Source organism: Alphaproteobacteria bacterium, from assembly GCA_039980135.1.
Taxonomy (GTDB): domain Bacteria; phylum Pseudomonadota; class Alphaproteobacteria; order UBA6615; family UBA6615; genus UBA8079.
Window position 1 is genome coordinate 228,941 of sequence record JBDXCV010000009.1, and the last position, 18,333, is coordinate 247,273.

At 64.5% G+C, this 18,333-nt stretch carries 21 protein-coding genes and 2 tRNA genes; 4 read left to right on the forward strand and 19 right to left on the reverse strand.

All coding sequences use genetic code 11. The features are described 5' to 3' along the window. Positions 1 to 4: 4 nt before the first annotated feature. Genes ABJ363_11550 through ABJ363_11560 form a run of 3 tightly spaced genes read right to left on the reverse strand, consistent with a single transcriptional unit; the run spans position 5 to position 2,697 of the window. Positions 5 to 1,408: an amidase family protein gene (locus ABJ363_11550; protein ID MEP4379628.1), complete on the reverse strand. Its 1,404-nt coding sequence runs from the start codon at positions 1,406 to 1,408 to the stop codon at positions 5 to 7. A 26-nt stretch (positions 1,409 to 1,434) separates the two neighbouring features. Further along, a complete protein-coding gene (locus tag ABJ363_11555; protein ID MEP4379629.1) occupies positions 1,435 to 2,136 on the reverse strand; it encodes a cyclase family protein in 702 nt (233 codons plus the stop codon). A gap of 30 nt (positions 2,137 to 2,166) precedes the next feature. Further along, positions 2,167 to 2,697 (reverse strand): cupin domain-containing protein, encoded by a 531-nt coding sequence (locus ABJ363_11560; protein ID MEP4379630.1) that lies wholly within the window; start codon positions 2,695 to 2,697, stop codon positions 2,167 to 2,169. A 96-nt stretch (positions 2,698 to 2,793) separates the two neighbouring features. Here ABJ363_11560 and ABJ363_11565 point away from each other — a divergent pair, with 96 nt between their 5' ends. Further along, entirely contained in the window at positions 2,794 to 3,636 is an 843-nt protein-coding gene (locus tag ABJ363_11565) for an FkbM family methyltransferase (protein MEP4379631.1), read from the forward strand. Positions 3,637 to 3,690: 54 nt separating this feature from the next. Here ABJ363_11565 and ABJ363_11570 read toward each other — a convergent pair. The 15 genes from ABJ363_11570 to ABJ363_11640 form a co-directional block, all read right to left on the reverse strand. Next, a tRNA-Phe gene (locus tag ABJ363_11570) sits at positions 3,691 to 3,766 on the reverse strand. A gap of 55 nt (positions 3,767 to 3,821) precedes the next feature. Continuing rightward, positions 3,822 to 4,004, reverse strand: a complete 183-nt coding sequence (yacG, locus tag ABJ363_11575) for a DNA gyrase inhibitor YacG (GenBank protein ID MEP4379632.1) — start codon at positions 4,002 to 4,004, stop codon at positions 3,822 to 3,824. 51 nt (positions 4,005 to 4,055) lie between these two features. Further along, complete coding sequence (locus ABJ363_11580) at positions 4,056 to 5,273, reverse strand: ribonuclease E/G (protein MEP4379633.1); 1,218 nt, start codon at positions 5,271 to 5,273, stop codon at positions 4,056 to 4,058. Further along, positions 5,270 to 5,851, reverse strand: coding sequence for a Maf family protein (locus tag ABJ363_11585; GenBank protein ID MEP4379634.1), 582 nt, complete (start codon positions 5,849 to 5,851; stop codon positions 5,270 to 5,272). The genes ABJ363_11580 and ABJ363_11585 overlap by 4 nt, the downstream gene beginning before the upstream one ends. 81 nt (positions 5,852 to 5,932) lie before the next feature. Continuing rightward, positions 5,933 to 6,151: a translation initiation factor IF-1 gene (infA, locus tag ABJ363_11590; protein MEP4379635.1), complete on the reverse strand. Its 219-nt coding sequence runs from the start codon at positions 6,149 to 6,151 to the stop codon at positions 5,933 to 5,935. A 110-nt stretch (positions 6,152 to 6,261) separates the two neighbouring features. Further along, on the reverse strand, positions 6,262 to 6,711 hold the full coding sequence (locus tag ABJ363_11595) for a low molecular weight phosphatase family protein (GenBank protein MEP4379636.1): 450 nt from the start codon (positions 6,709 to 6,711) through the stop codon (positions 6,262 to 6,264). A 2-nt stretch (positions 6,712 to 6,713) separates the two neighbouring features. Continuing rightward, a complete protein-coding gene (locus ABJ363_11600; protein MEP4379637.1) occupies positions 6,714 to 7,205 on the reverse strand; it encodes a UPF0262 family protein in 492 nt (163 codons plus the stop codon). Positions 7,206 to 7,223: 18 nt separating this feature from the next. Continuing rightward, positions 7,224 to 8,543, reverse strand: a complete 1,320-nt coding sequence (gene hisD, locus ABJ363_11605) for a histidinol dehydrogenase (protein ID MEP4379638.1) — start codon at positions 8,541 to 8,543, stop codon at positions 7,224 to 7,226. Continuing rightward, the gene (gene hisG, locus ABJ363_11610; GenBank protein MEP4379639.1) at positions 8,533 to 9,210 is read right to left on the reverse strand and encodes an ATP phosphoribosyltransferase; all 678 of its coding nucleotides are present in this window, start codon (positions 9,208 to 9,210) and stop codon (positions 8,533 to 8,535) included. The genes hisD and hisG overlap by 11 nt, the downstream gene beginning before the upstream one ends. Positions 9,211 to 9,283: 73 nt before the next feature. Further along, positions 9,284 to 9,739, reverse strand: coding sequence for a DUF2948 family protein (locus ABJ363_11615; GenBank protein MEP4379640.1), 456 nt, complete (start codon positions 9,737 to 9,739; stop codon positions 9,284 to 9,286). Further along, a complete protein-coding gene (gene murA, locus ABJ363_11620) occupies positions 9,739 to 11,028 on the reverse strand; it encodes a UDP-N-acetylglucosamine 1-carboxyvinyltransferase (GenBank protein ID MEP4379641.1) in 1,290 nt (429 codons plus the stop codon). The genes ABJ363_11615 and murA overlap by 1 nt, the downstream gene beginning before the upstream one ends. A gap of 95 nt (positions 11,029 to 11,123) precedes the next feature. Beyond that, positions 11,124 to 11,678 (reverse strand): dCTP deaminase, encoded by a 555-nt coding sequence (gene dcd, locus ABJ363_11625; protein ID MEP4379642.1) that lies wholly within the window; start codon positions 11,676 to 11,678, stop codon positions 11,124 to 11,126. Between the two features lie 140 nt (positions 11,679 to 11,818). Further along, the gene (locus ABJ363_11630; GenBank protein ID MEP4379643.1) at positions 11,819 to 12,007 is read right to left on the reverse strand and encodes a hypothetical protein; all 189 of its coding nucleotides are present in this window, start codon (positions 12,005 to 12,007) and stop codon (positions 11,819 to 11,821) included. Between the two features lie 12 nt (positions 12,008 to 12,019). Next, positions 12,020 to 12,409 (reverse strand): RidA family protein, encoded by a 390-nt coding sequence (locus ABJ363_11635; GenBank protein MEP4379644.1) that lies wholly within the window; start codon positions 12,407 to 12,409, stop codon positions 12,020 to 12,022. A gap of 29 nt (positions 12,410 to 12,438) precedes the next feature. Then, positions 12,439 to 13,002 (reverse strand): TerB family tellurite resistance protein, encoded by a 564-nt coding sequence (locus ABJ363_11640; GenBank protein ID MEP4379645.1) that lies wholly within the window; start codon positions 13,000 to 13,002, stop codon positions 12,439 to 12,441. Positions 13,003 to 13,005: 3 nt separating this feature from the next. Here ABJ363_11640 and ABJ363_11645 point away from each other — a divergent pair. The 3 genes from ABJ363_11645 (at position 13,006) to ABJ363_11655 (ending at position 16,494) form a co-directional block, all read left to right on the forward strand. Further along, a tRNA-Thr gene (locus ABJ363_11645) sits at positions 13,006 to 13,080 on the forward strand. Positions 13,081 to 13,183: 103 nt separating this feature from the next. Then, positions 13,184 to 14,389 carry an FIST N-terminal domain-containing protein gene (locus ABJ363_11650; protein MEP4379646.1) on the forward strand — a complete coding sequence of 402 codons (1,206 nt, stop codon included), beginning with the start codon at positions 13,184 to 13,186 and terminating at the stop codon, positions 14,387 to 14,389. 29 nt (positions 14,390 to 14,418) lie between these two features. After that, on the forward strand, positions 14,419 to 16,494 hold the full coding sequence (locus tag ABJ363_11655) for an adenylate/guanylate cyclase domain-containing protein (protein MEP4379647.1): 2,076 nt from the start codon (positions 14,419 to 14,421) through the stop codon (positions 16,492 to 16,494). 13 nt (positions 16,495 to 16,507) lie between these two features. On the opposite strand, the gene araD is transcribed toward ABJ363_11655, so the two are convergent. Next, on the reverse strand, positions 16,508 to 18,238 hold the full coding sequence (araD, locus tag ABJ363_11660; protein ID MEP4379648.1) for an L-arabinonate dehydratase: 1,731 nt from the start codon (positions 18,236 to 18,238) through the stop codon (positions 16,508 to 16,510). Positions 18,239 to 18,333 lie beyond the last annotated feature (95 nt).

An 18,333-nucleotide genomic window follows, 5' to 3' on the forward strand; every position in this document is an offset into this window, starting at 1 on the left:
CACACTATTCGTAACCGCTGAGATTGTAGCCCGGCGGTTGCATCCGCTCGACAAAGGCGGCGGCGCGGACGACGGATGCCTCATCCAGATAACGCCCCACAACCTGCAGCCCCACCGGCATCCCGTCGCTGGCGATCCCGGCGCAGACCGATGCCGCCGGCTGGCCGGTCAGATTGAACGGATATGTGTAGTAGACCCAGGACACCAGATTGCGGTCCTCGTAACCCGCCGGGACGTTGACCCCGACATCCACGGAGCTGACCGGCAGGACCGGCGAGATCAGCGCGTCATATTTCTCGAACATCGCCGTCATCCGGTCGCGCAGGACATAGCGCTCGAACACCTTGGTGTAGTAGTCGCGCATCTCCTGGCCGAGCGCCGGCTCCAGAATATCGGCCACCGCCGGGTCGAGCATGTCGCGCTGGTCCTCGAGCACGGCGCGCAGCTTGATGCCGACACCGGCATAGAATTCCGCCGACCAGAGGTCCGCCGGGTCTTCGGTGAACACGTCATCGACCTGTTCCACACGGGCGCCCGCATCTTCGAACTTGCGAACCGCCGCCTCCACGATCTCGACCACCTCGGGGTCGGGCTTGGCGTAGCCCAGGGTCGGGCTCCAGGCGATCCGCATGCCTTCGACCGACTGCTCGCACGCAGCAATCACATCGGGCACATCACCCGCGATGCCGAACGGATCACGCGCGTCGTAGCCTGCGATTGCCGAAAACAGCAGCGCGGCATCGCGCATGTTACGTGCCATCGGCCCGACATGGGCCAGCGTCGGGGTCGCAGTGGTCGGCCAGACCGGCACCCGGGCGAAGCTGCCCTTGATGCCGGCAAGCCCGGTCAGCGAACAGGGGATGCGGATCGACCCGCCGCCGTCGGTACCCAGGCCAAATGGCGTGACCCCGGCGGCGATCGACGCACCGGCGCCGGCGCTCGACCCGCCCGGCGTCTTGTCGCGGTTCCACGGGTTTCGGGTGATCCCGGTCAGGGGCGAATCCCCCACCGGCTTGCAGCCGAACTCGCTGGTCGTGGTCTTGCCGATCACGATGGCGCCGGCCGCACGGGCACGTTCGACCGCCGGGGCATCGGCCGGGGCGATGTTGTCGGCCATCACCTTGGAGCCATACGCGAAGGGTGCGTCGCCGACCGCGATCAGGTCCTTCACCGACATGGGCAGGCCATGCAGCGCGCCGAGCGTGCCGCCGGACATGACCGCGTCCTCGGCGGCCTGCGCGGCGTCGAGCGCTTCATCCGGGAACATGACGAAGAACGGATTGAGGTCCGCCTGCACCGCCGCGGCACGTTCGAGGCTATGCCGGGCCAGCTCGACCGGCGAGATGTCCTTGCGGCCGATGCGCAGGCGTAACTCGCTGGCGCTCATATAGTCAAAGTCATGGGCCATGGCGGCGCCTCTTTCCGTGCTTCGTATTATTCGTCGACGATGGCGAAGGCGCGGATGGGCGAGCCGGAGCCACCCTTGAACCGGAGCGGCACACCGAAGAACTCGAACTCGCCCAGCCCGATCAGGTCTTCCAGGTTGACCAGCCATTCCATATGGCTGATGCCGAGCTCCCGGCAGATGCGATGCTGGGCGAACAGGCTGTCGGACGGCTTGTCGGTCGACGGCCCTTCCACCCCGTGCAGGCGCGAACCGCGATCATACATCCACTGGGTGGCCGCGACCGTGATGCCCGCATTCGACAACACGACCTCGCGGTCCGGGTAGTGGCGTTTGTGCAGGCCCGTGCAGAGCAAAATTATGTGCCCGTCGATGGTCACGCCCGATTCCACCTCGGCCTTTTCCATGTCCACAACGTCGATATCGCCCAGGTCGCCGACATGGCGCATGTCGAAACACACGCCCTTGCCGAAGAACCGGTCGATCGGCATCTCGTCGATCGAAGCGCCGGCGGGATCGAAATGGCGCAACGCGTCCACATGGGTCCCCACATGGTCCAGGGTCGAGATGAAGTTGGTCTGGAAGGTGATTGGGTCGTCGGGCGTGCCGAGGTTAAGCGCCTTGGTGTTCTCATGGGTCATCGCCTTGAGATAGACCGGACTCTGGAACAGTTTGTGGGACGGCATGTTGTCCTCGATGTCGAGGCTCAGGTCGATGATGCGTCGGGCCATGATGGCGTCTCCCAATTGTGTGGTTCGCGACTAGTCTTTCTTCAAATGGCCGTCGCGATTGGCGTAAAGGTTTTCGTCGGCATAGCCCATCGTCTCGGGCTGGCCCCGGCCGAGCATCACCTGGAACCAGACCGGCTCCAGGCTGTTGTTGTCATAGCCGTGGATCACGCCCGGCGGGCAGGTGATGCACTCCCACGGCCCCAGTCGCGTCTCCAGCCGACGCCCGTCCTCGTCCTCGACGAACACATCGAGCAGGCCTTTGAGCACGAAGAATGTCTCCTCCACCTCATGGGTGTGGGCCGCGTTCCCCTGGCCCGGATTCACGTACATGATCGAGAGCGTGTGCGCGCGCGCCGGGATCGCGTTGTCGTCGTCATGCTTGCCCGAGCCGCCGGCCCCGATGAAGCGGTGCTGAGCGCGGCGGTAGCCCTCGATCTTGGCGTCCTCGAAGGCTTCCCAGTCCGGCACCCGGTCGCGGTAGCGCGCGACGTAGGTTTCCATGATCTCCTCGAGCGAGGTATCGACGAGTTCGGGCGGGCGCGGATGGCGGGCGACGGACAATGCTTCTCTCCTCGGATTGATTGCACCCCGAACGGAAGCATGCCGAGGGATCGGCGTCAAACACACCATGGGCAGGAATCGGTGTAGTTTCCATCCATGATCAAACGTGCGTTCAAGACCTATCAGTCAATCCTCGCAGGCGAAGGTATCGGCCGGGTCCCGTTTGTCGCCGCGACCGTGCGCGGACTGGCGGCCGTGACCGGCATGGCGGCACTCGGGCGCTGGGTGCTCATGCGCCGCCCGGTCGATATGGGCGGGTTCCAGCTCTATCTCGACCCCCGCTCCACCAGCGCGCCGTTGCTCGGCAAGGGATTCAACAAGAAGGAGGCCGCCTATGCGCGCACGTGTCTCCAACCCGGCGACATGGCCGTGGATGTCGGCGCAAACATCGGTTTCTTTGCCGCCCTGTTCGGCACTCTGGTCGGGCCGGACGGCAAGGTCTTCGCCTTCGAGCCGGTGCCGGCAAACATCGCCATCCTCAAGCGCAACATCGGCCTGAACAATCTCGACAACGTCGTGATCGAGCCTTCCGCATGCGGCGAGACGAACGCGGTCGCCGCCATGCAGGTCGAGGGGAATCTCTCGACCGCGCGCATGGAAACACGCGGGGAAAACACGGATGGCGGATCATCGGGCATCGCCGTGGTCACCATCGATTCAGTCCTGGCCGGCGACCCGCGCCCCGTGCGCTTCATGAAGATCGATATTGAGGGGTTCGAGCTATTCGCACTGCGCGGTGCCGACGAGACCCTTGCCCGCAGCCCCGACATAGAACTGCTGGTCGAATACAGCGAGAGCGCGTTCGCGCAATTCGGCTACTCCGGCGCCGACCTGATCGCCCACTTGGCTGAACACGGATTCCACGCCATCGACCTACGCCGCGGCGAACCGTTCACGCCCCGCGACGGGACGGTGAACGTCCTGTTCAAACGCGGATAGGCAAACACCGCGTCCCGAACGCCGCCTGTCTCTGAGTTCCGGAATGTGGAGTAGTGGTGCCCAGGGGCGGATTCGAACCACCGACACCGCGATTTTCAGTCGCGTGCTCTACCAACTGAGCTACCTGGGCACACGGTCAGTTGGAAGGCGCGGATATACGTAAATTCACCCGGCCTGTCCAGCGCTCACCCCTGATCTTCCTCACCATCGTTCAGCCCGCCTTCATAGACGGTCGGCGCTTCGTCGGTCGGGATGCGGTAATTGCCCCCCAGCCAACGCGACAGATCGACATTGGCGCAGCGCTGGGAACAGAACGGCCGATGCTTCTCATCGACTTCCTTGGAACAGATCGGACAGGTTTTGGCCATCGCGGGGAGAAGAGTTTCTTGTCGAAATATATGCGGATGCGGGTTCGAGTTTCAGGCGGACCCTAGCATGACCTCGAATCGGTCATTCGCACGGTCGGCCTCGGCCACCACGTCCAGCCGTCCGACGGTCCGGGCAGCCTGATCGCAGGCGCCCTTGAGCCGGCGACCGAGCGCATCGGCCACGGGTTGCGCGACCAGCAAACGGTACCCGCCCGACGGTTTTGCCGCCGCCGCGCGCACGACGGCCCGCAAACCGGCATAGGCCACCGCGTCGACCGAAAGCTCCGGCGCGGGCGCCGGTGTAAGCATGCGATCGGCCAGCGACAGGCCGGTGCGCGTGCGGGTCATCTCGATCAATCCCAGATTGGTAATCCCCAGCACATGGCACGCGCCCGGATCATCCTTCAGCGCGTTGCGCAATGCGCCCAGGACCCGGTTGCGATCGTCGCGGGCGCCCATCTTCAAGGCGTCGATGACGATCGCGCCGGCGATGTTACGCAGGCGCAGCTGCCGGGCGATCTCTGGCATCGCCTTCTGGTTCACGTCGCGCGACGCGCGGCCGGACTTGCCGACCGCCGCCGCGGAATTGATGTCGATCACGCACATCGCCTCGGTCGTGTCGAATACCAGTTCGGCGCCGCCGGCGATCCGGATGCGCCGCGACAGCGCCGCCTCAATCGCGTCCTCGATGTCATGCTTGGCGAACAGATCACCCGATCCGCGCGTGATGATCCCGGCGAGGTCGGGGAGATTCTCGGCCGCCCAGGCGCGCGCGGCATTCTCGAGCGCGGCATCGCCGCAGATGACCTGTTCCGTATCGCGATTGGCGAAACGCTCAAGGATCAGTGCCACTGCCGTAGGTGGCGATTCGAGGCAATCGGGCGCGGTCCTGTCCGTGAACATCGGGTTCGGGCTGACCCGGGCGATGCGCGGCCCCTTGTCGGCAAACCCGTCCGCCACCACCCGGACATCGACCTGCATGCCTTCGTTCACCCGCTCGCCGATCCGCGCGTTGCGCGGGGCCTTGTCGGCGGGGTCGGATGCGTTGCGTGCGCGCAAATAGGCCGCCGCGCCCTGCCCGATATCGACGAAGGCGCCGTTCAGCCCATGATCGACCTTGCGGACCCGGCCACGATAGACCGCGCCGATCAGGCTGGGCTCCGCGTCGCGATGGTGGACGACATCCCAGGTCGCACCGCCGCGAACCAGCGCGCCGCGCACTTCGCCCGGGCCGCTGTCGATGATGATGGTCGTCGAGAATTTGCTCACATGGTTGCTTTCCAGCCCAGCCCGATGAGCATGGACTTCGTCAGCGCTAGATCGAGGCCGACAATGTTGGTGTAGGAGCCGTTGATCGTCGGCACGAATGCGCCGGCGCTTCCCTGGATCGCATAACCCCCGGCCTTGCCCTGCCACTCATCGGTGGCGAGGTAGGCCGCGATGTCGGCGTCGGCCAGGCGCTTGAACCGGACGATCGTGGTCGAGACGCGATCCGAACGGCGGCCATCTGGTGCGATCACGGAAATCCCGCCATGCACCCGGTGGCGCCGTCCCGAAAGCATCTCGAGAAATGCCCGCGCCTCGGCCGCGCCGGCCGGCTTGCCGAGCTGCCGGCGACCGACCGCGACGACCGTGTCGGCGGCCAGCACGAAGGTACCGGGTTCCTGTCGGGCGACCGCGTCGCCCTTCAGGGCGGCCAGGCGCTTGGCGGTGGCGAGCGGAAGCTCGCCAGCGCGCGGCATCTCGTCGATCTCGGCGGGCACGACCGCATCCGGGACAATACCGATCTGCACCAGCAGGTCGCGTCGACGCGGCGAGGCGGATGCCAGGATAAGGCGCTGGCTCACGGCGTGCCCCCAGGGTCTTGGAACATTTTAGGTGGCCGGACTCCCGCCGACATATTCGGCGGGCCGGGAATAATCACGCGCTTACTTGAAGCGGAACGTGATGCGCCCCTTGGTCAGGTCATAGGGCGTCATCTCCACGTTCACCTTGTCACCGGCGAGAACGCGGATACGGTGCTTGCGCATTTTACCGGCGGTGTGCGCCAGGACTTCATGGCCGTTGTCGAGCTCAACGCGGAACATCGCGTTGGGCAGGATTTCGGTCACGGTACCGGAAAATTCGAGCAGGTCTTCTTTTGCCATACCCATCATCACGTTGTTGATATCGGCCCGCAGTTGCACGGGATGGGGCAAGCAACCCGAAAACCACCGCCAATTCAAGCGTTTTCGGGCGGTCTGCGCACACGAATGCCTCAAATGGTCCGGTCGGGGTCGGGAAACCGCGCCTTGATCTTCTCGAAAAGCGTGTCGCGCAGCTCTCGATAGGCCTCGAGCTGAACCTCACGCGGACCCGTGACATCCCCCGGGTCCATCAGGGGCCAATACTCCACGTCGCACGCGATCGTCTGAGTAAATTCAACCGCGCGCAGCTGGGCCTGCGGCGTCAGGGCAATGATCAGATCGACCGAATCGTCAGACAGATCATCGAAGCTTTTGGCCCGATGCGCCGACATGTCCATATCGATCTCCCGCATCGCGGCGATCGCGAACGGATCGGCCTGTTCGTCGGTCAACTGCACACCGGCGCTGTCGACATAGACGCGATGTCCGACCAGATGTTTCATTATCGCCTCGGCCATCGCCGAGCGAATGGTGTTGCGGTTGCACGCAAACAGGATGCTGCCTGGCAGGCCGTCGGTCATGGTCAGGCCCGTATATGCAGCGCGCAGATCAGCGTAAAAAGCCGCCGCGACGTGTCGTGGTCAATCGTGATGCGGCCGTCCAGCATCTCCCGCAGCCGGTCCGAGCCCTCATTGTGGAGGCCGCGGCGGCCCATATCGAGCGCCTCGATCTGGGCCGGGGACGAGGCACGGATCGCCTCATAGTAGCTCTCACAGACGGTAAAATAGTCCTTGATGATCTTGCGGAACGGGGTCATGGGCAACGGCATCGTTCCGACCGCTGCACCGGTTTCGCTCGCGATATCGAATTGAAGCTGGCGGCCCTGGGCGCGCAGGATCAACACGTAGGGGCCGTCGGGCACGGCGCCGAAATGGGCCGCGTCAGGTGCAAACAGGTTGGCCTCGACCAGGTCGTAGATCGCGACCTCGATCTCGCGCTCCACATCGGGATGGTAACGCACGACGCCGGGATTATCGATTTCGACCCGCGCGATCCTGTGTCCGGTGTCGCTCATCGCAGATCCGGCGCCGTCTCAGCCATCGTCCGAACGGGGTGTCGGATCGCCCGCGAGCCGCACCTCAACCGCGCGCGCATGGGCCTCGAGCCCCTCGGCGCGGGCGAGCGTTATGGCCGGCCCGGCAAGGGCGCGGAAACTCTCCTCGTTGGCCGAAAACATCGAGCTGCGCTTCATGAAATCGAGCACCCCGAGGCCGGACGAGAATCGCGCCGTGCGCGCCGTCGGCAGCACATGGTTCGGCCCGGCCAGGTAATCCCCCAGAACTTCGGGTGCGTAGGCGCCGAGGAAGATCGATCCGGCATTGCGGATTTCCGGCGCGAACGCCTCGCTGCGCGGGCCGATCAACTCGAGATGTTCGGGCGCCATACGGTCGATCAGTGGCAAGGCGTCGTCCAGGTCATCCAGCACGATCACCGCGCCGAATTTCTCCCAGCTGTCGCCCGCGATCTCGTGGCGTGGCAGCGCGGGAATCTGGCGGAAAACCTCGGCCTCCACCGCGTCGGCGAAAGCCGCATCATCGGTCATCAGGACGGACTGGGCGCTCCGGTCATGCTCGGCCTGGCTCAGGAGATCGGCGGCGATCCAGGCCGGGTTCGCGGACGCCTCGGCAACGACAAGTATCTCAGACGGCCCGGCGATCATGTCGATCCCCACCACACCGAAGACCTGGCGCTTGGCTTCGGCCACATAGGCGTTGCCGGGGCCGACGATCTTGTCGACAGGCGCAACGGTTTCGGTCCCGTAGGCCAGGGCCGCCACGGCCTGGGCGCCGCCGACCCGATAGATTTCATCGACACCGGCGATACCCGCGGCCGCAAGCACCAGCGGGTTCAGGACGCCATCGGGCGACGGCACCACCATGACGATCCGATCCACGCCCGCGACGCGGGCCGGGACCGCGTTCATGAGAACGGACGATGGATAGGCCGCGGTGCCACCGGGCACATAAAGCCCCGCCGCCGCGACCGGGCGCCAGCGGCTGACGAGCCGAACTCCCAGATCATCGACATAGTCGAACGCATCGGGGCGCTGGTTTTCATGATAGGCGACGATACGCGCATGCGCCGTCTCGAGCGCCGCGAGCGCGTCGACATCGCACGCCCCGCGCGCAGCGGTAATCTCGTCCGCCGTGACTTGCAGGTCATCAGCGGTGAGGCTCAGACGGTCGTGTTTTTCCGTGAGGGCCAGCAGTGCGCCATCGCCTTCCGCCTTGACCCGGGCGACGATGGCCTCGACATCACTGCGCACATCGACACCGGCCTCGCGCCGTTCGGCCAGCAGCGCTGCGAACAACGTGGCGAAATCTGCGTGCGCGGCATCGAGCCTACGCGACATCTCGGGCTTCCTGGGCCGCATCCCGGAACCGGTCGATCCAGCCCGTCATTTCCGTCGCGCGGGTCTTCAGGGCCGCGCGATTGACCACGAGCCGCGAACTGATTTCCGCGATTGTCTCGATCTCCACCAGGCCGTTGGCCTTCAGGGTGGAGCCGGTCGAGACCAGATCCACGATCCGTCGACACAGGCCGAGCGCCGGGGCCAACTCGATCGCGCCGTTCAGCTTGATGCATTCGGCCTGCACGCCACGTCGGGCAAAATATTTCTGGGTCATGTTGGGATATTTGGTGGCGACGCGCACATGGCTCCACCGCGCGGGGTCATCCACCGCGACGACGGATTGCGGCGCGGCCACGGCCAGGCGGCACGTGCCGATGCCGAGATCGATCGGCGCATAGAGTTCGGGATAGTCGAACTCCATGATCACATCGCTGCCCGCGACGCCGAAATGCGCCGCGCCGAAAGCCACGAAGGTGGCCACGTCGAACGCCCGCACACGAATGATGTCGACATTCGGTACCGAGGTCTCGAACCGCAGCAGGCGCGACTTGGGGTCATGAAACGCAGGCTCGGGCTCGATGCCCACATGGGTGAGCAACGGCATCACTTCGCCCAGAATTCGGCCTTTCGGCAGGGCAAGGATCAGTTTCTCGGTCTTTGTCGCCACGTCACACCTTCCATGGACCGCATCCAGTGCCGCCGGTCACCGGAGGCTGGCACCTCGCGCCGTCCGGCGGCCGCTATTTGTCCGCGTGCTCGGGCCGCCACTGGGTCGGCCAAGCTTCGCCGAAATCCTCCAGATGGCAGAGAAGTCCGGTTGTTTGCAGCCGAATAGCCGTATCTCCGGAGAAGGTCAATTGCACGCTGGTCCCTTCGCCCACGCTGTCGGGCTCACACGCGATCGCGAGGAGATTCAAAAAGGCACCGCGGGCGGCGAAATCGATGCCCCGGCGCTTGACGTCAGTCACGTTCGAGAACGTCACGCCCGCGTTGATACGTTCGGCCTTTTCACCCGCCCGGGATGCATCGTCAGCCTCCCAGCGGAACCGGTTGGCGACGAACAGGAAACGCCTGTCTTCGGGCTGAAATGCAATGTCACCAATAGGCACGATCGCGTCCTGCAGCGCCCCGGAGACAACCGCCAGGTCCTTTTCGTCCGTGGCGGCGAGCTTCAGCAGGGGTGCATCGGCAGACATCAGCTGTCCTCGACCCGCTCGACATCGGCGCCGACGAGGCGGAGCTTTTCCTCCAGCCGCTCATAGCCGCGATCGAGATGATAGATTCGCCGCACCTCGGTCACGCCGTCGGCGACGAGACCCGCGAGTACCAGCGATGCGCTGGCCCGCAAATCCGACGCCATCACCGGCGCCCCGTTGAGCCGATCGACCCCGCGCACCACCGCCGTATTGCCCTGGATGGTCACGTCCGCACCCATGCGCTGCAGCTCGGGCACATGCATGAAGCGGTTCTCGAAGATCGTCTCGGTGATGACCGAGGCGCCCTTCGCCGTCGCCATCAGTGCCAGGAACTGCGCCTGCAGATCGGTCGGAAATCCGGGATACGGGTCGGTCTCGACATCGACGCCCAGCAATTCGGTGTTCGCGCGGCTGACAAAGATGCCGCCGTTGCGGGTCTCGATGGTCGTGCCGGTCTTGCGCAGCTGGGCCGCCGCCGCCTCGATATGGTCGAGCCGCGCACCCTCGAGTTCAACCGTGCCGCCGGTGATCGCGGCGGCCATGGCGTAGGTACCCGCCTCGATCCGGTCGGGCATGATCGCATGCTCGGCCCCGTGCAGCCGGTCGACGCCCTGCACCGTCAGTGTTGCGGTCCCGACCCCGTCGATCCTTGCGCCCATGGCGATCAGACATTCGCACAGGTCGGTGATCTCCGGTTCGCGCGCGGCATTCTCGAATATGGTCTCCCCGGTCGCCAGCGACGCGGCGAGGAGAAGATTTTCCGTCGCACCCACCGAGACCTTGGGGAAGACATAGCGCGCGCCGCGCAGGCCGTTCGGTGCGCGCGCACGAATGTAACCGGCCTCGACCTCGATCTCGGCGCCCAGCGCCTCCAGCCCCGACAGATGAATGTCGACGGGCCGGGTGCCGATGGCGCAGCCGCCCGGCAGGGAGACGGTCGCCACACCCTCGCGCGCCACAATCGGACCGAGAACGAGCACGGATGCGCGCATCCGGCGCACCAGGTCATACGGCGCGGTGGTGCTGGTGATCCGGCCGGCGGTCAGGGACATGACCCGGCCCACATGGCCGCCATTTCCCGCCTGGCCTTCGAGGGATACCAGCACGCCGTGCTGGCCGAGCAGGTTCGCCATGGTGGTGATGTCGGCCAGATGAGGCACGTTCGACAGCACCAGGGCCTCGTCGGTCAGCAGGCTCGCGGCCATTAACGGCAGGGCGGCGTTCTTCGCACCGCCGATCCGAATGACGCCGTTCAGCGTGTTGCCACCCCGGATCCTGATCTTGTCCATGAAATCCCGTTACCGGCTGTGGTTGCGTGAGGCGCGTCTGATAGCCGGCGAATGCGGCAATTGCGTGTCGTCGAGTGAGCTTCGGCCCGCCATCATCAGAGTTTGGGCACCGTGATGCCGCGCTGATGCATGTACTTGCCCTTGCGGTCGGCATAGGAGATTTCCGGTTCGCCCTCGCCCTTGAGGAACAGGAACTGGCACGCGCCCTCGTTGGCGTAGATCTTCGCAGGCAGCGGCGTGGTGTTGGAAAACTCCAGGGTCACGTGACCCTCCCACTCGGGCTCCAGCGGGGTCACATTCACGATGATGCCGCAGCGCGCATAGGTGGACTTGCCAAGGCAGATCACGAGGGTGTCGCGCGGGATGCGGAAATACTCGACCGTGCGGGCCAGCGCGAAGGAGTTCGGCGGGATGACGCAGACATCGGTCTCCCGGTCCACGAAGCTTTCCTCGTTGAAATTCTTCGGATCGACCGTGACCGAATGGACGTTGGTGAAAATCTTGAACTCACCCGACACCCGCGCGTCGTAGCCGTAGGACGACAGGCCGTAGGAAATGACCCCTTCGCGGGTCTGCTCATCGACGAAAGGCTCGATCATGCCGTTGTCGCGAGACATCTGGCGAATCCAGCTATCGGGCATGATCGGCATGTAACGAACCCCCAAGGACATCCAGCGGCCTTAACGACGACGCGCGAAGACCTGATATTGCCTTGTAGCCGATGGCCCACGGCCCCTCAAGCATACCCGGTGGATAACAATTATATGTTTAAAATCAATCGATTAATGGCCTAGTCGCCATCGACCGCCGTCCCGGAGTCGGGCGCGGGCGATTTGCGTTCCCGGCGCTGGGCGTTGCGCTTGCGCAGGTTCTCACGGAGCGCCGCTGCCTGGCGCGCCTCGCGGGCGCGCTCGCTTTCGGTCTGGTTGGACTTTTTTGTGGCCGCCTTGTCGGCGTCCCCGGAGGTCTCGTCGTTCATTTAAACCCGCACCTACTTACTTTGCGACGCCACGACTTCGACCTCGACCTTCCAGTTCGGCGCGGCCAGTGCCGGCACCATCACCAGGGTCGATGCCGCCGCATGGCCCGCCATCCACCGGTCGCGGATATCCCGGAAACCACCGACATCGCCGGCATCCGTCAGATAGGCGTTGAGACGCACGAGGTCGGACATCTGCATGTCCATGGCGGCGAGTGCGGCCTTGATGTTGGCGAACACCTGATTGCACTGGCCGGCGAAATCATCCGCGCAGTTGCCGTGCGTATCGAGCCCCACCTGACCCGAAACGAAGATCAGGCGGCTGCCCTCGGGCACCTCGACGACATGGCTGTAGTTGCTGGCCGGGGCGGGCAGCGTGTCCGGGTTTACGAGATTAAGCATGACGGCCCTCCATTGATTTCGTATCGCGGCTATTCGGCAAGCGCCTCGAATGCGCCCGACGTCGCCTCGGGCGCGAGACCGAGGGCCGCGCAAATCTGATCGATGACTTTGTGCTCGTCGGCGCTGTCGCGCCCGTCGGCGAGGCTCATGGCAACGCTGATCCGCAACAACAGATCCGCCGCGCCCTCGTTCTCGGTGCCGGCAGTGATCGTCTTCAGCATCTTGTTATGGCCCTCGTCCGGATCGTCCGCCAGCACGGCCACATGCTCGTCGAACGCATCGACGACCTCGTGGGGATCGAACAGACGCAGTTCGGACAGGCTCTCGACCACGGCGTCGAGCCGCGCGCGTTCGGAGAAGCTCACCTCGCCGTCGGCGGTAGCGACAAGCGCGCAGGCGGCGGCGACAGCTTCGAGAAACGGCCGCTGGCGGTGACGCTGGAGTTCCTTGCGAAATCGGTCGAACAAAGTGGCTGCCTCATGGGGGTTCGCAATCTGAAAGCGCGCGGATTTTTGCACGGCGCGTTTCGCGCGCCAACCATGGCCTTGCTGCACGGGAAGACCCGTGGCATAACCCGCGCGTTTTTCGACCATCGTGCCGCCGTAGCTCAGGGGTAGAGCGCGCCATTGGTAATGGCGAGGTCGAGTGTTCAATTCACTCCGGCGGCACCAGTTCGATCAAGGCCGACCCCGATTGCGGGTATTTTAAAACCGTTCCGCCCAACACCGATTGTGATACGCTCACGGATCAACCACCTGTGGGGGGAACCGGGTGATGCTTGAATTTTTTTCCGGTAGCAGCAGCGCCGTAAATTCAAAGTCGGCCGTCCGTGAATGCCTGGATTTGGCATTTGGCGAAGGCGGCGGCAGCGATGCGAATATCGTTTTCGTCCACTCGACAATGGGCCACAACATGGCCCAGATCCATGACGCCATACAGGCATTTTGTCCCGATGCGGAAATCGTCGGCTGCACCGGCAGTGGCGTCATCGGCCGCGAAGGGGTGAGCGAAAACATGCGCGCCCTTGCCCTGATGGCGGTTGTGGGTGACGAATGCGCCGTCATCCAGAATGCCGGGCTGACCAGCACAAATTCCAGGGACCTGGCCGCGGAAACTGCGCAAGCGCTGAAGGCGAAGCTCGACGGCATCAACATGATCTATGTGATCACCGCAGGTCTGGATGTCGCGGGTGATCGGGTCATCGCCGGGATCGAGAGCGTCTTCGGCCCCGATACGCCGCTGTTCGGCGCGTCAGCCGGCGACAACGGCAAGGCCGCCCGCACCTTCCAGTTTCACAGTGGCGGTGTATTGGAAGACGGCATCACGATGGTCGGCTTCGCCGATCCCACGCTCGAATTGCTGACCGGCGTCCATCACGGCTCCCTCCCGGTCGAGGGCATGACCTTCGACGTCACCAAATCCGACGGCAATCAGATCATTGAACTCGACGGCAAACCGGCATGGCCAACCCTGATGGGCCGGCTTGGCCTGCCGCCGGAAACCGACCCGGGTTCGGTTCTGGGCATGAGCGGCCTGGGAGAGGATTTGAGCCCCGAAGATGCCGATGAATACGACAACAAGCAGATATTGAGGGTCCCGATCCGGGTCACGGACGATCACCAGACCTTCTTCGTTCATTCGACCTGTGAGGAAGGGACCAAGCTGACCCTCATGCAGCGCGATGAGCAACACATCTTCGACGGGGTCGACCGACTGATGTCACGCATGACCGATGCGCTGGTCGGCCGCAAGCCGGTCGCGGTCTTCCAGTCGGACTGCATGGCGCGCGGACGCATGACCTTCAACAAGATCCTGAAGGACGAGATCATTGCCAAGATCCAGTATCCGCTGGCGGGCGACGACGGTGTGCCCTGGCTCGGAGTCTATGGGTATGCGGAATTCAGCCGTTTGTCCGGACGCAACCGATTCCACAATTACACGACATCGCTCTATCCGCTGGTGCGCCGCGAGTCCGCCTGACGCCGTTTGCGGGACCGAGCGGACGTTAGATGACGGACAGCGACAAAAAGCCGAGTTACGATGAACTCGTCGCGAAATGCGCGCGATTGGAAACCGAATCCGGTCGTCGGCTCGTCGTGCAGAATGACCTGATCCGTGCAAAGGATCAGGTCGATGAAGAACTCGCACGGTTCCAGACATTTCAGCGCTATATCGCCGCCGGCCTGAAAACCGAAACCGAGGACGAATTTCACAATCTCACGCTGGAAACGTTGATCGAGGCATTCGAGGTGGAGGTTGCGTTGTTCCTGCGAATCGATGCGGCCGGCGAACGACTGGACGTTCTGGGCCAGTTCGGCTTCGAGGACGTACCGGAGTCCCTTCCCTTCGATCCGGACTGGTTCACGGGTCCCGGGAGCCGGGTCGCGGAGATCGGCGACGAGATGCTTGCCGGTTGGGGCGAGCTCCCCCTCAAGCAGGCGATCGCCTGCCCGTTCCACGACGAGAACCAGTCTGTCGCCGGCATTATCGTTGCCGGCGTCACCCATGACGGATCGGGTTACTACACGGAACCAACCGAGGCTCTGGCATCCGCCTTTACCGTCATGGTCGGTCAGGCCGCGACGATGCTCAACATCCGCAGTCTGAACGGCGAATTGTTCCAGCAGAACACGCGGCTCGAGAAAGAGGTCGGCCAGCATATCGTGACCCAGCAGGGGCTGATCGTCGCCAAGCGCCAGGTCGATGAAGAACTGACCCGCTTCCAGGCAATCCAACGCTACATCTCCGGTGCGCTGGACAGCGACAGCGAGACCGAATTCACGACCCGTACGCTGGAGGCGATCATCGAGGCTTTCGAGCTTGAGGTGGCCGTTTTCCTCCGGCACATGCCGGACAGCGGCACTCTCGCCGTGGTCGACCAGTTCGGTTTCGAGGATGTGCCCGAGAATCTGCCGCACGATGCGAGCTGGTTTGCTTCGGACGAAAGCCGGATCGTCGCCGCGGACGACCCCGCGCTCGAAGCATGGTCGGACCTCGGCTTCAGCGAGGCGATCCTGTGTCCCTACCACGACAAGAACGGCGCGTTCGCAGGCGCCATCGCGGCGGGGGTGACGGCGGCGGGCGCGGACTTTTTCGAGCCGTTGAGCGGGACTCAACTGCCGGCCTTCACGGTGATGGTGCAGCAGGCCGGCGCGCTGTTCATCAACCGGCAGCTGAACGCCGAAATCCTCGAGCACAACCGGGCGCTCGCCAGCCTGACCGATTCATATAGCCGCTTCGTGCCCTTCCAGTTTCTGGAACTTCTGGGTCGGTCGACGATCCAGGAAATTGATACCGGCGACAGCACGGCGCTGGATATGAGCGTTCTGTTCGTCGATATCCGCGGCTTCACCGCTCTTTCCGAGCGTCTCGGACCGGCGGATATTTTCGCTTCCTTGAACGCATTCCTCGAAGTCGTCGAGCCGCTGGTGACGGGCGCGGGCGGCTTCATCAACCAGTATCTCGGCGATGCGGTCATGGCGCTGTTTCCCGAGGACGCCGACGCCGCGCTCGCCTGCGCGACAGCGATTACCGACGCCGCCGGACCATTCAATGCGGATCGCGTCGCGGCCGGGGAAATGCCGATCAACTTCGGGCTCGGGATCAACAGCGGCCCGCTGATGCTGGGTGCGCTGGGCGGCGGCAAACGGCTCGATTCCAACGTCATCGGCGACACCGCAAATCTGGCCTCGCGCACGGAGGGCCTGACCCGGCAGTACGGGGTCGAGGCCTTGTGCACCGAGCACACGCTGGTGCGGCTGCAGCAGCCCGACGCGGTCGACCTGCGCGAACTCGACCGGGTGGTTGTGAAAGGCCGCGCGGCCCCGGTTTCCATCTACGAGCTACTGGCCTGCGATACGGACGCGAGCGCTGCCCAAAAGCGCGCGACCCGCGAGGCATTTGCGGCCGCGCTCACGCTCTACCGGGACGGGGATTTCGCCGCAGCACGCGACGGCTTCGCGGCCTGCACGGAACAGGCGCCCGACGACAATGTCGCCGCGCTCTATATCGCGCGCTGCCAGGGCCTGATCGACACACCACCGGACGGCGATTGGCAGGGCGTGTGGGTGCTCGACAGCAAGTAGACGCAGCAGGCGGCTAGAAAATCTCCGGCTCGGGGATCATCTCCCCCGCATGCAGGAAGTCGAAGTCGCAGCCCCGGTTGGCCTGGGTCACATGCTCGGCATACATCGATACGTAGCCGCGCTCGGGAATCTTTTTCCGGGGTGTCCAGTCGGCCCGGCGTCGGGCGAGTTCTTCCGGGTCCACATCCAGATCGATTTTTCGGCCTTCCACATCGAGCGTGATCATGTCCCCGTCGTGCACCAGCGCCAGCGGCCCGCCGACATGGGCCTCGGGCGCGACATGCAGCACGCACGTCCCGTAGCTGGTGCCCGACATGCGGGCATCGGAGATGCGCACCATGTCGCGCACGCCGGCTTCCAGCAGTTTCTTCGGAATCGGCAACTGGCCCCATTCGGGCATCCCCGGCGCACCCACGGGCCCGGCGTTCTGGAGCACCAGCACCGAATCCGCCGTGACCGGCAAATCCGGATCGTCGATCCGGGCGTCGAGGTCCGCCCTGTCTGCGAACACCACGGCAGGGCCGGTGTGTTTGAGCAATGACGGGTCGGCGGCGGATTGCTTGATCACGGCACCGTCGGGCGCGAGCGAGCCGGACAGCACCACCGTGCCACCATCCGCACTCAGCGCGTTGTCACGGCGGCGGATGACGTCGTCATTGTGGAGCGGCGCGTCTTTGTAGGACTCGCCCAGAGGCCGGCCGGAGACCGTCGCCGCGCTGCCGTCGAGCAGATCGCCCAATTCGCGCATCAGCGCGTGCAGCCCGCCCGCATAGTAGAAATCCTCCATCAGGAATTCGCCCGAAGGGCGGATGTTCGCGAGCCAGGGCGTGCGTTTGGATATCTCGTCGAAACGCGACAGCGGGATATCGATGTGCGCCCGCCCCGCCATGGCGACCAAATGGATGATCGCGTTGGTCGACCCGCCGATTGCCATGTCCACTGTGATCGCGTTGTCGAAGGAGGCCGCAGTCAGGATGTTCTCCGGCCTCAAGTCCTCCCAGACCATCTCGACGATACGCCGCCCGCTGGCGGCCGCCATGACCCCATGGTTGGAATCCGGCGCGGGGATCGACGACGCGCCCGGCAGGGTCAGGCCAAGAGCTTCGGTGAGCGACATCATGGTCGCGGCCGTACCCATGGTCATGCAGGTGCCCGACGAGCGCGACGCGCCGGCCAGCACCTCATCCACCACCGAGGCATCCACGTTGCCGGCGCGATATTCGGCGTAATACTTCCAGTGATCCGTGCCGCTGCCCAGCGTCTCGCCGTTCCAGAAGCCGCGCAGCATCGTGCCCGCGGGCATGTAGATCAGCGGCAGGCCCGCCGAGACCGCCCCCATGATCAGCGCCGGTGTTGTCTTGTCGCAGCCGCCCATAAGCACCACGCCATCGACGGGGTAGGAGCGGATCAGCTCCTCGCACTCCATCGCCAGCAGGTTGCGATAGAGCATGGTCGTCGGTTTCATCAGGATCTCGCCGAGCGTAATCGCTGGCATCTCGACCGGGAAACCGCCCGCCTGTAGCACCCCGCGTTTGATCTGTTCGGCGCGCTCGGGGAAATGGCCGTGGCAGGTGTTCAGATCGGACCAGGTGTTGACGATGCCGATGACCGGCTTGCCGTCGAAATCATCCGGGCTGAAACCGAGTTGGCGCAGGCGCCCGCGATGGCTGAAGGCGCGCATGGTCTCCCCGTCGAGCCAGCGACGGCTGCGGAGTTGGTCGGGGGATATTCTGGACTGTGTCATGGCGAGATCCCTTTGCATGACCGCGTTGGATTGCCGGGTTGCCCGACCGCAGCCCGCGACCGCGCGGCCCAGCCCGGTGCGGCAGCGCCTTTTGA

Bases quoted from the DNA above. Each gene is read 5' to 3' on its own strand.
- ABJ363_11565 (MEP4379631.1), top strand. From the start codon at position 2,794: ATGATCAAACGTGCGTTCAAGACCTATCAGTCAATCCTCGCAGGCGAA.
- ABJ363_11635 (MEP4379644.1), bottom strand. From the start codon at position 12,409: ATGCTTAATCTCGTAAACCCGGACACGCTGCCCGCCCCGGCCAGCAAC.
- ABJ363_11615 (MEP4379640.1), bottom strand. From the start codon at position 9,739: ATGTCTGCCGATGCACCCCTGCTGAAGCTCGCCGCCACGGACGAAAAG.
- yacG (MEP4379632.1), bottom strand. From the start codon at position 4,004: ATGGCCAAAACCTGTCCGATCTGTTCCAAGGAAGTCGATGAGAAGCAT.
- ABJ363_11655 (MEP4379647.1), top strand. From the start codon at position 14,419: ATGACGGACAGCGACAAAAAGCCGAGTTACGATGAACTCGTCGCGAAA.
- hisD (MEP4379638.1), bottom strand. From the start codon at position 8,543: ATGTCGCGTAGGCTCGATGCCGCGCACGCAGATTTCGCCACGTTGTTC.
- ABJ363_11600 (MEP4379637.1), bottom strand. From the start codon at position 7,205: ATGAGCGACACCGGACACAGGATCGCGCGGGTCGAAATCGATAATCCC.
- araD (MEP4379648.1), bottom strand. From the start codon at position 18,238: ATGACACAGTCCAGAATATCCCCCGACCAACTCCGCAGCCGTCGCTGG.
- ABJ363_11630 (MEP4379643.1), bottom strand. From the start codon at position 12,007: ATGAACGACGAGACCTCCGGGGACGCCGACAAGGCGGCCACAAAAAAG.
- ABJ363_11650 (MEP4379646.1), top strand. From the start codon at position 13,184: ATGCTTGAATTTTTTTCCGGTAGCAGCAGCGCCGTAAATTCAAAGTCG.
- infA (MEP4379635.1), bottom strand. From the start codon at position 6,151: ATGGCAAAAGAAGACCTGCTCGAATTTTCCGGTACCGTGACCGAAATC.
- ABJ363_11555 (MEP4379629.1), bottom strand. From the start codon at position 2,136: ATGGCCCGACGCATCATCGACCTGAGCCTCGACATCGAGGACAACATG.
- murA (MEP4379641.1), bottom strand. From the start codon at position 11,028: ATGGACAAGATCAGGATCCGGGGTGGCAACACGCTGAACGGCGTCATT.
- ABJ363_11550 (MEP4379628.1), bottom strand. From the start codon at position 1,408: ATGGCCCATGACTTTGACTATATGAGCGCCAGCGAGTTACGCCTGCGC.
- ABJ363_11595 (MEP4379636.1), bottom strand. From the start codon at position 6,711: ATGACCGACGGCCTGCCAGGCAGCATCCTGTTTGCGTGCAACCGCAAC.
- ABJ363_11640 (MEP4379645.1), bottom strand. From the start codon at position 13,002: ATGGTCGAAAAACGCGCGGGTTATGCCACGGGTCTTCCCGTGCAGCAA.
- dcd (MEP4379642.1), bottom strand. From the start codon at position 11,678: ATGCCGATCATGCCCGATAGCTGGATTCGCCAGATGTCTCGCGACAAC.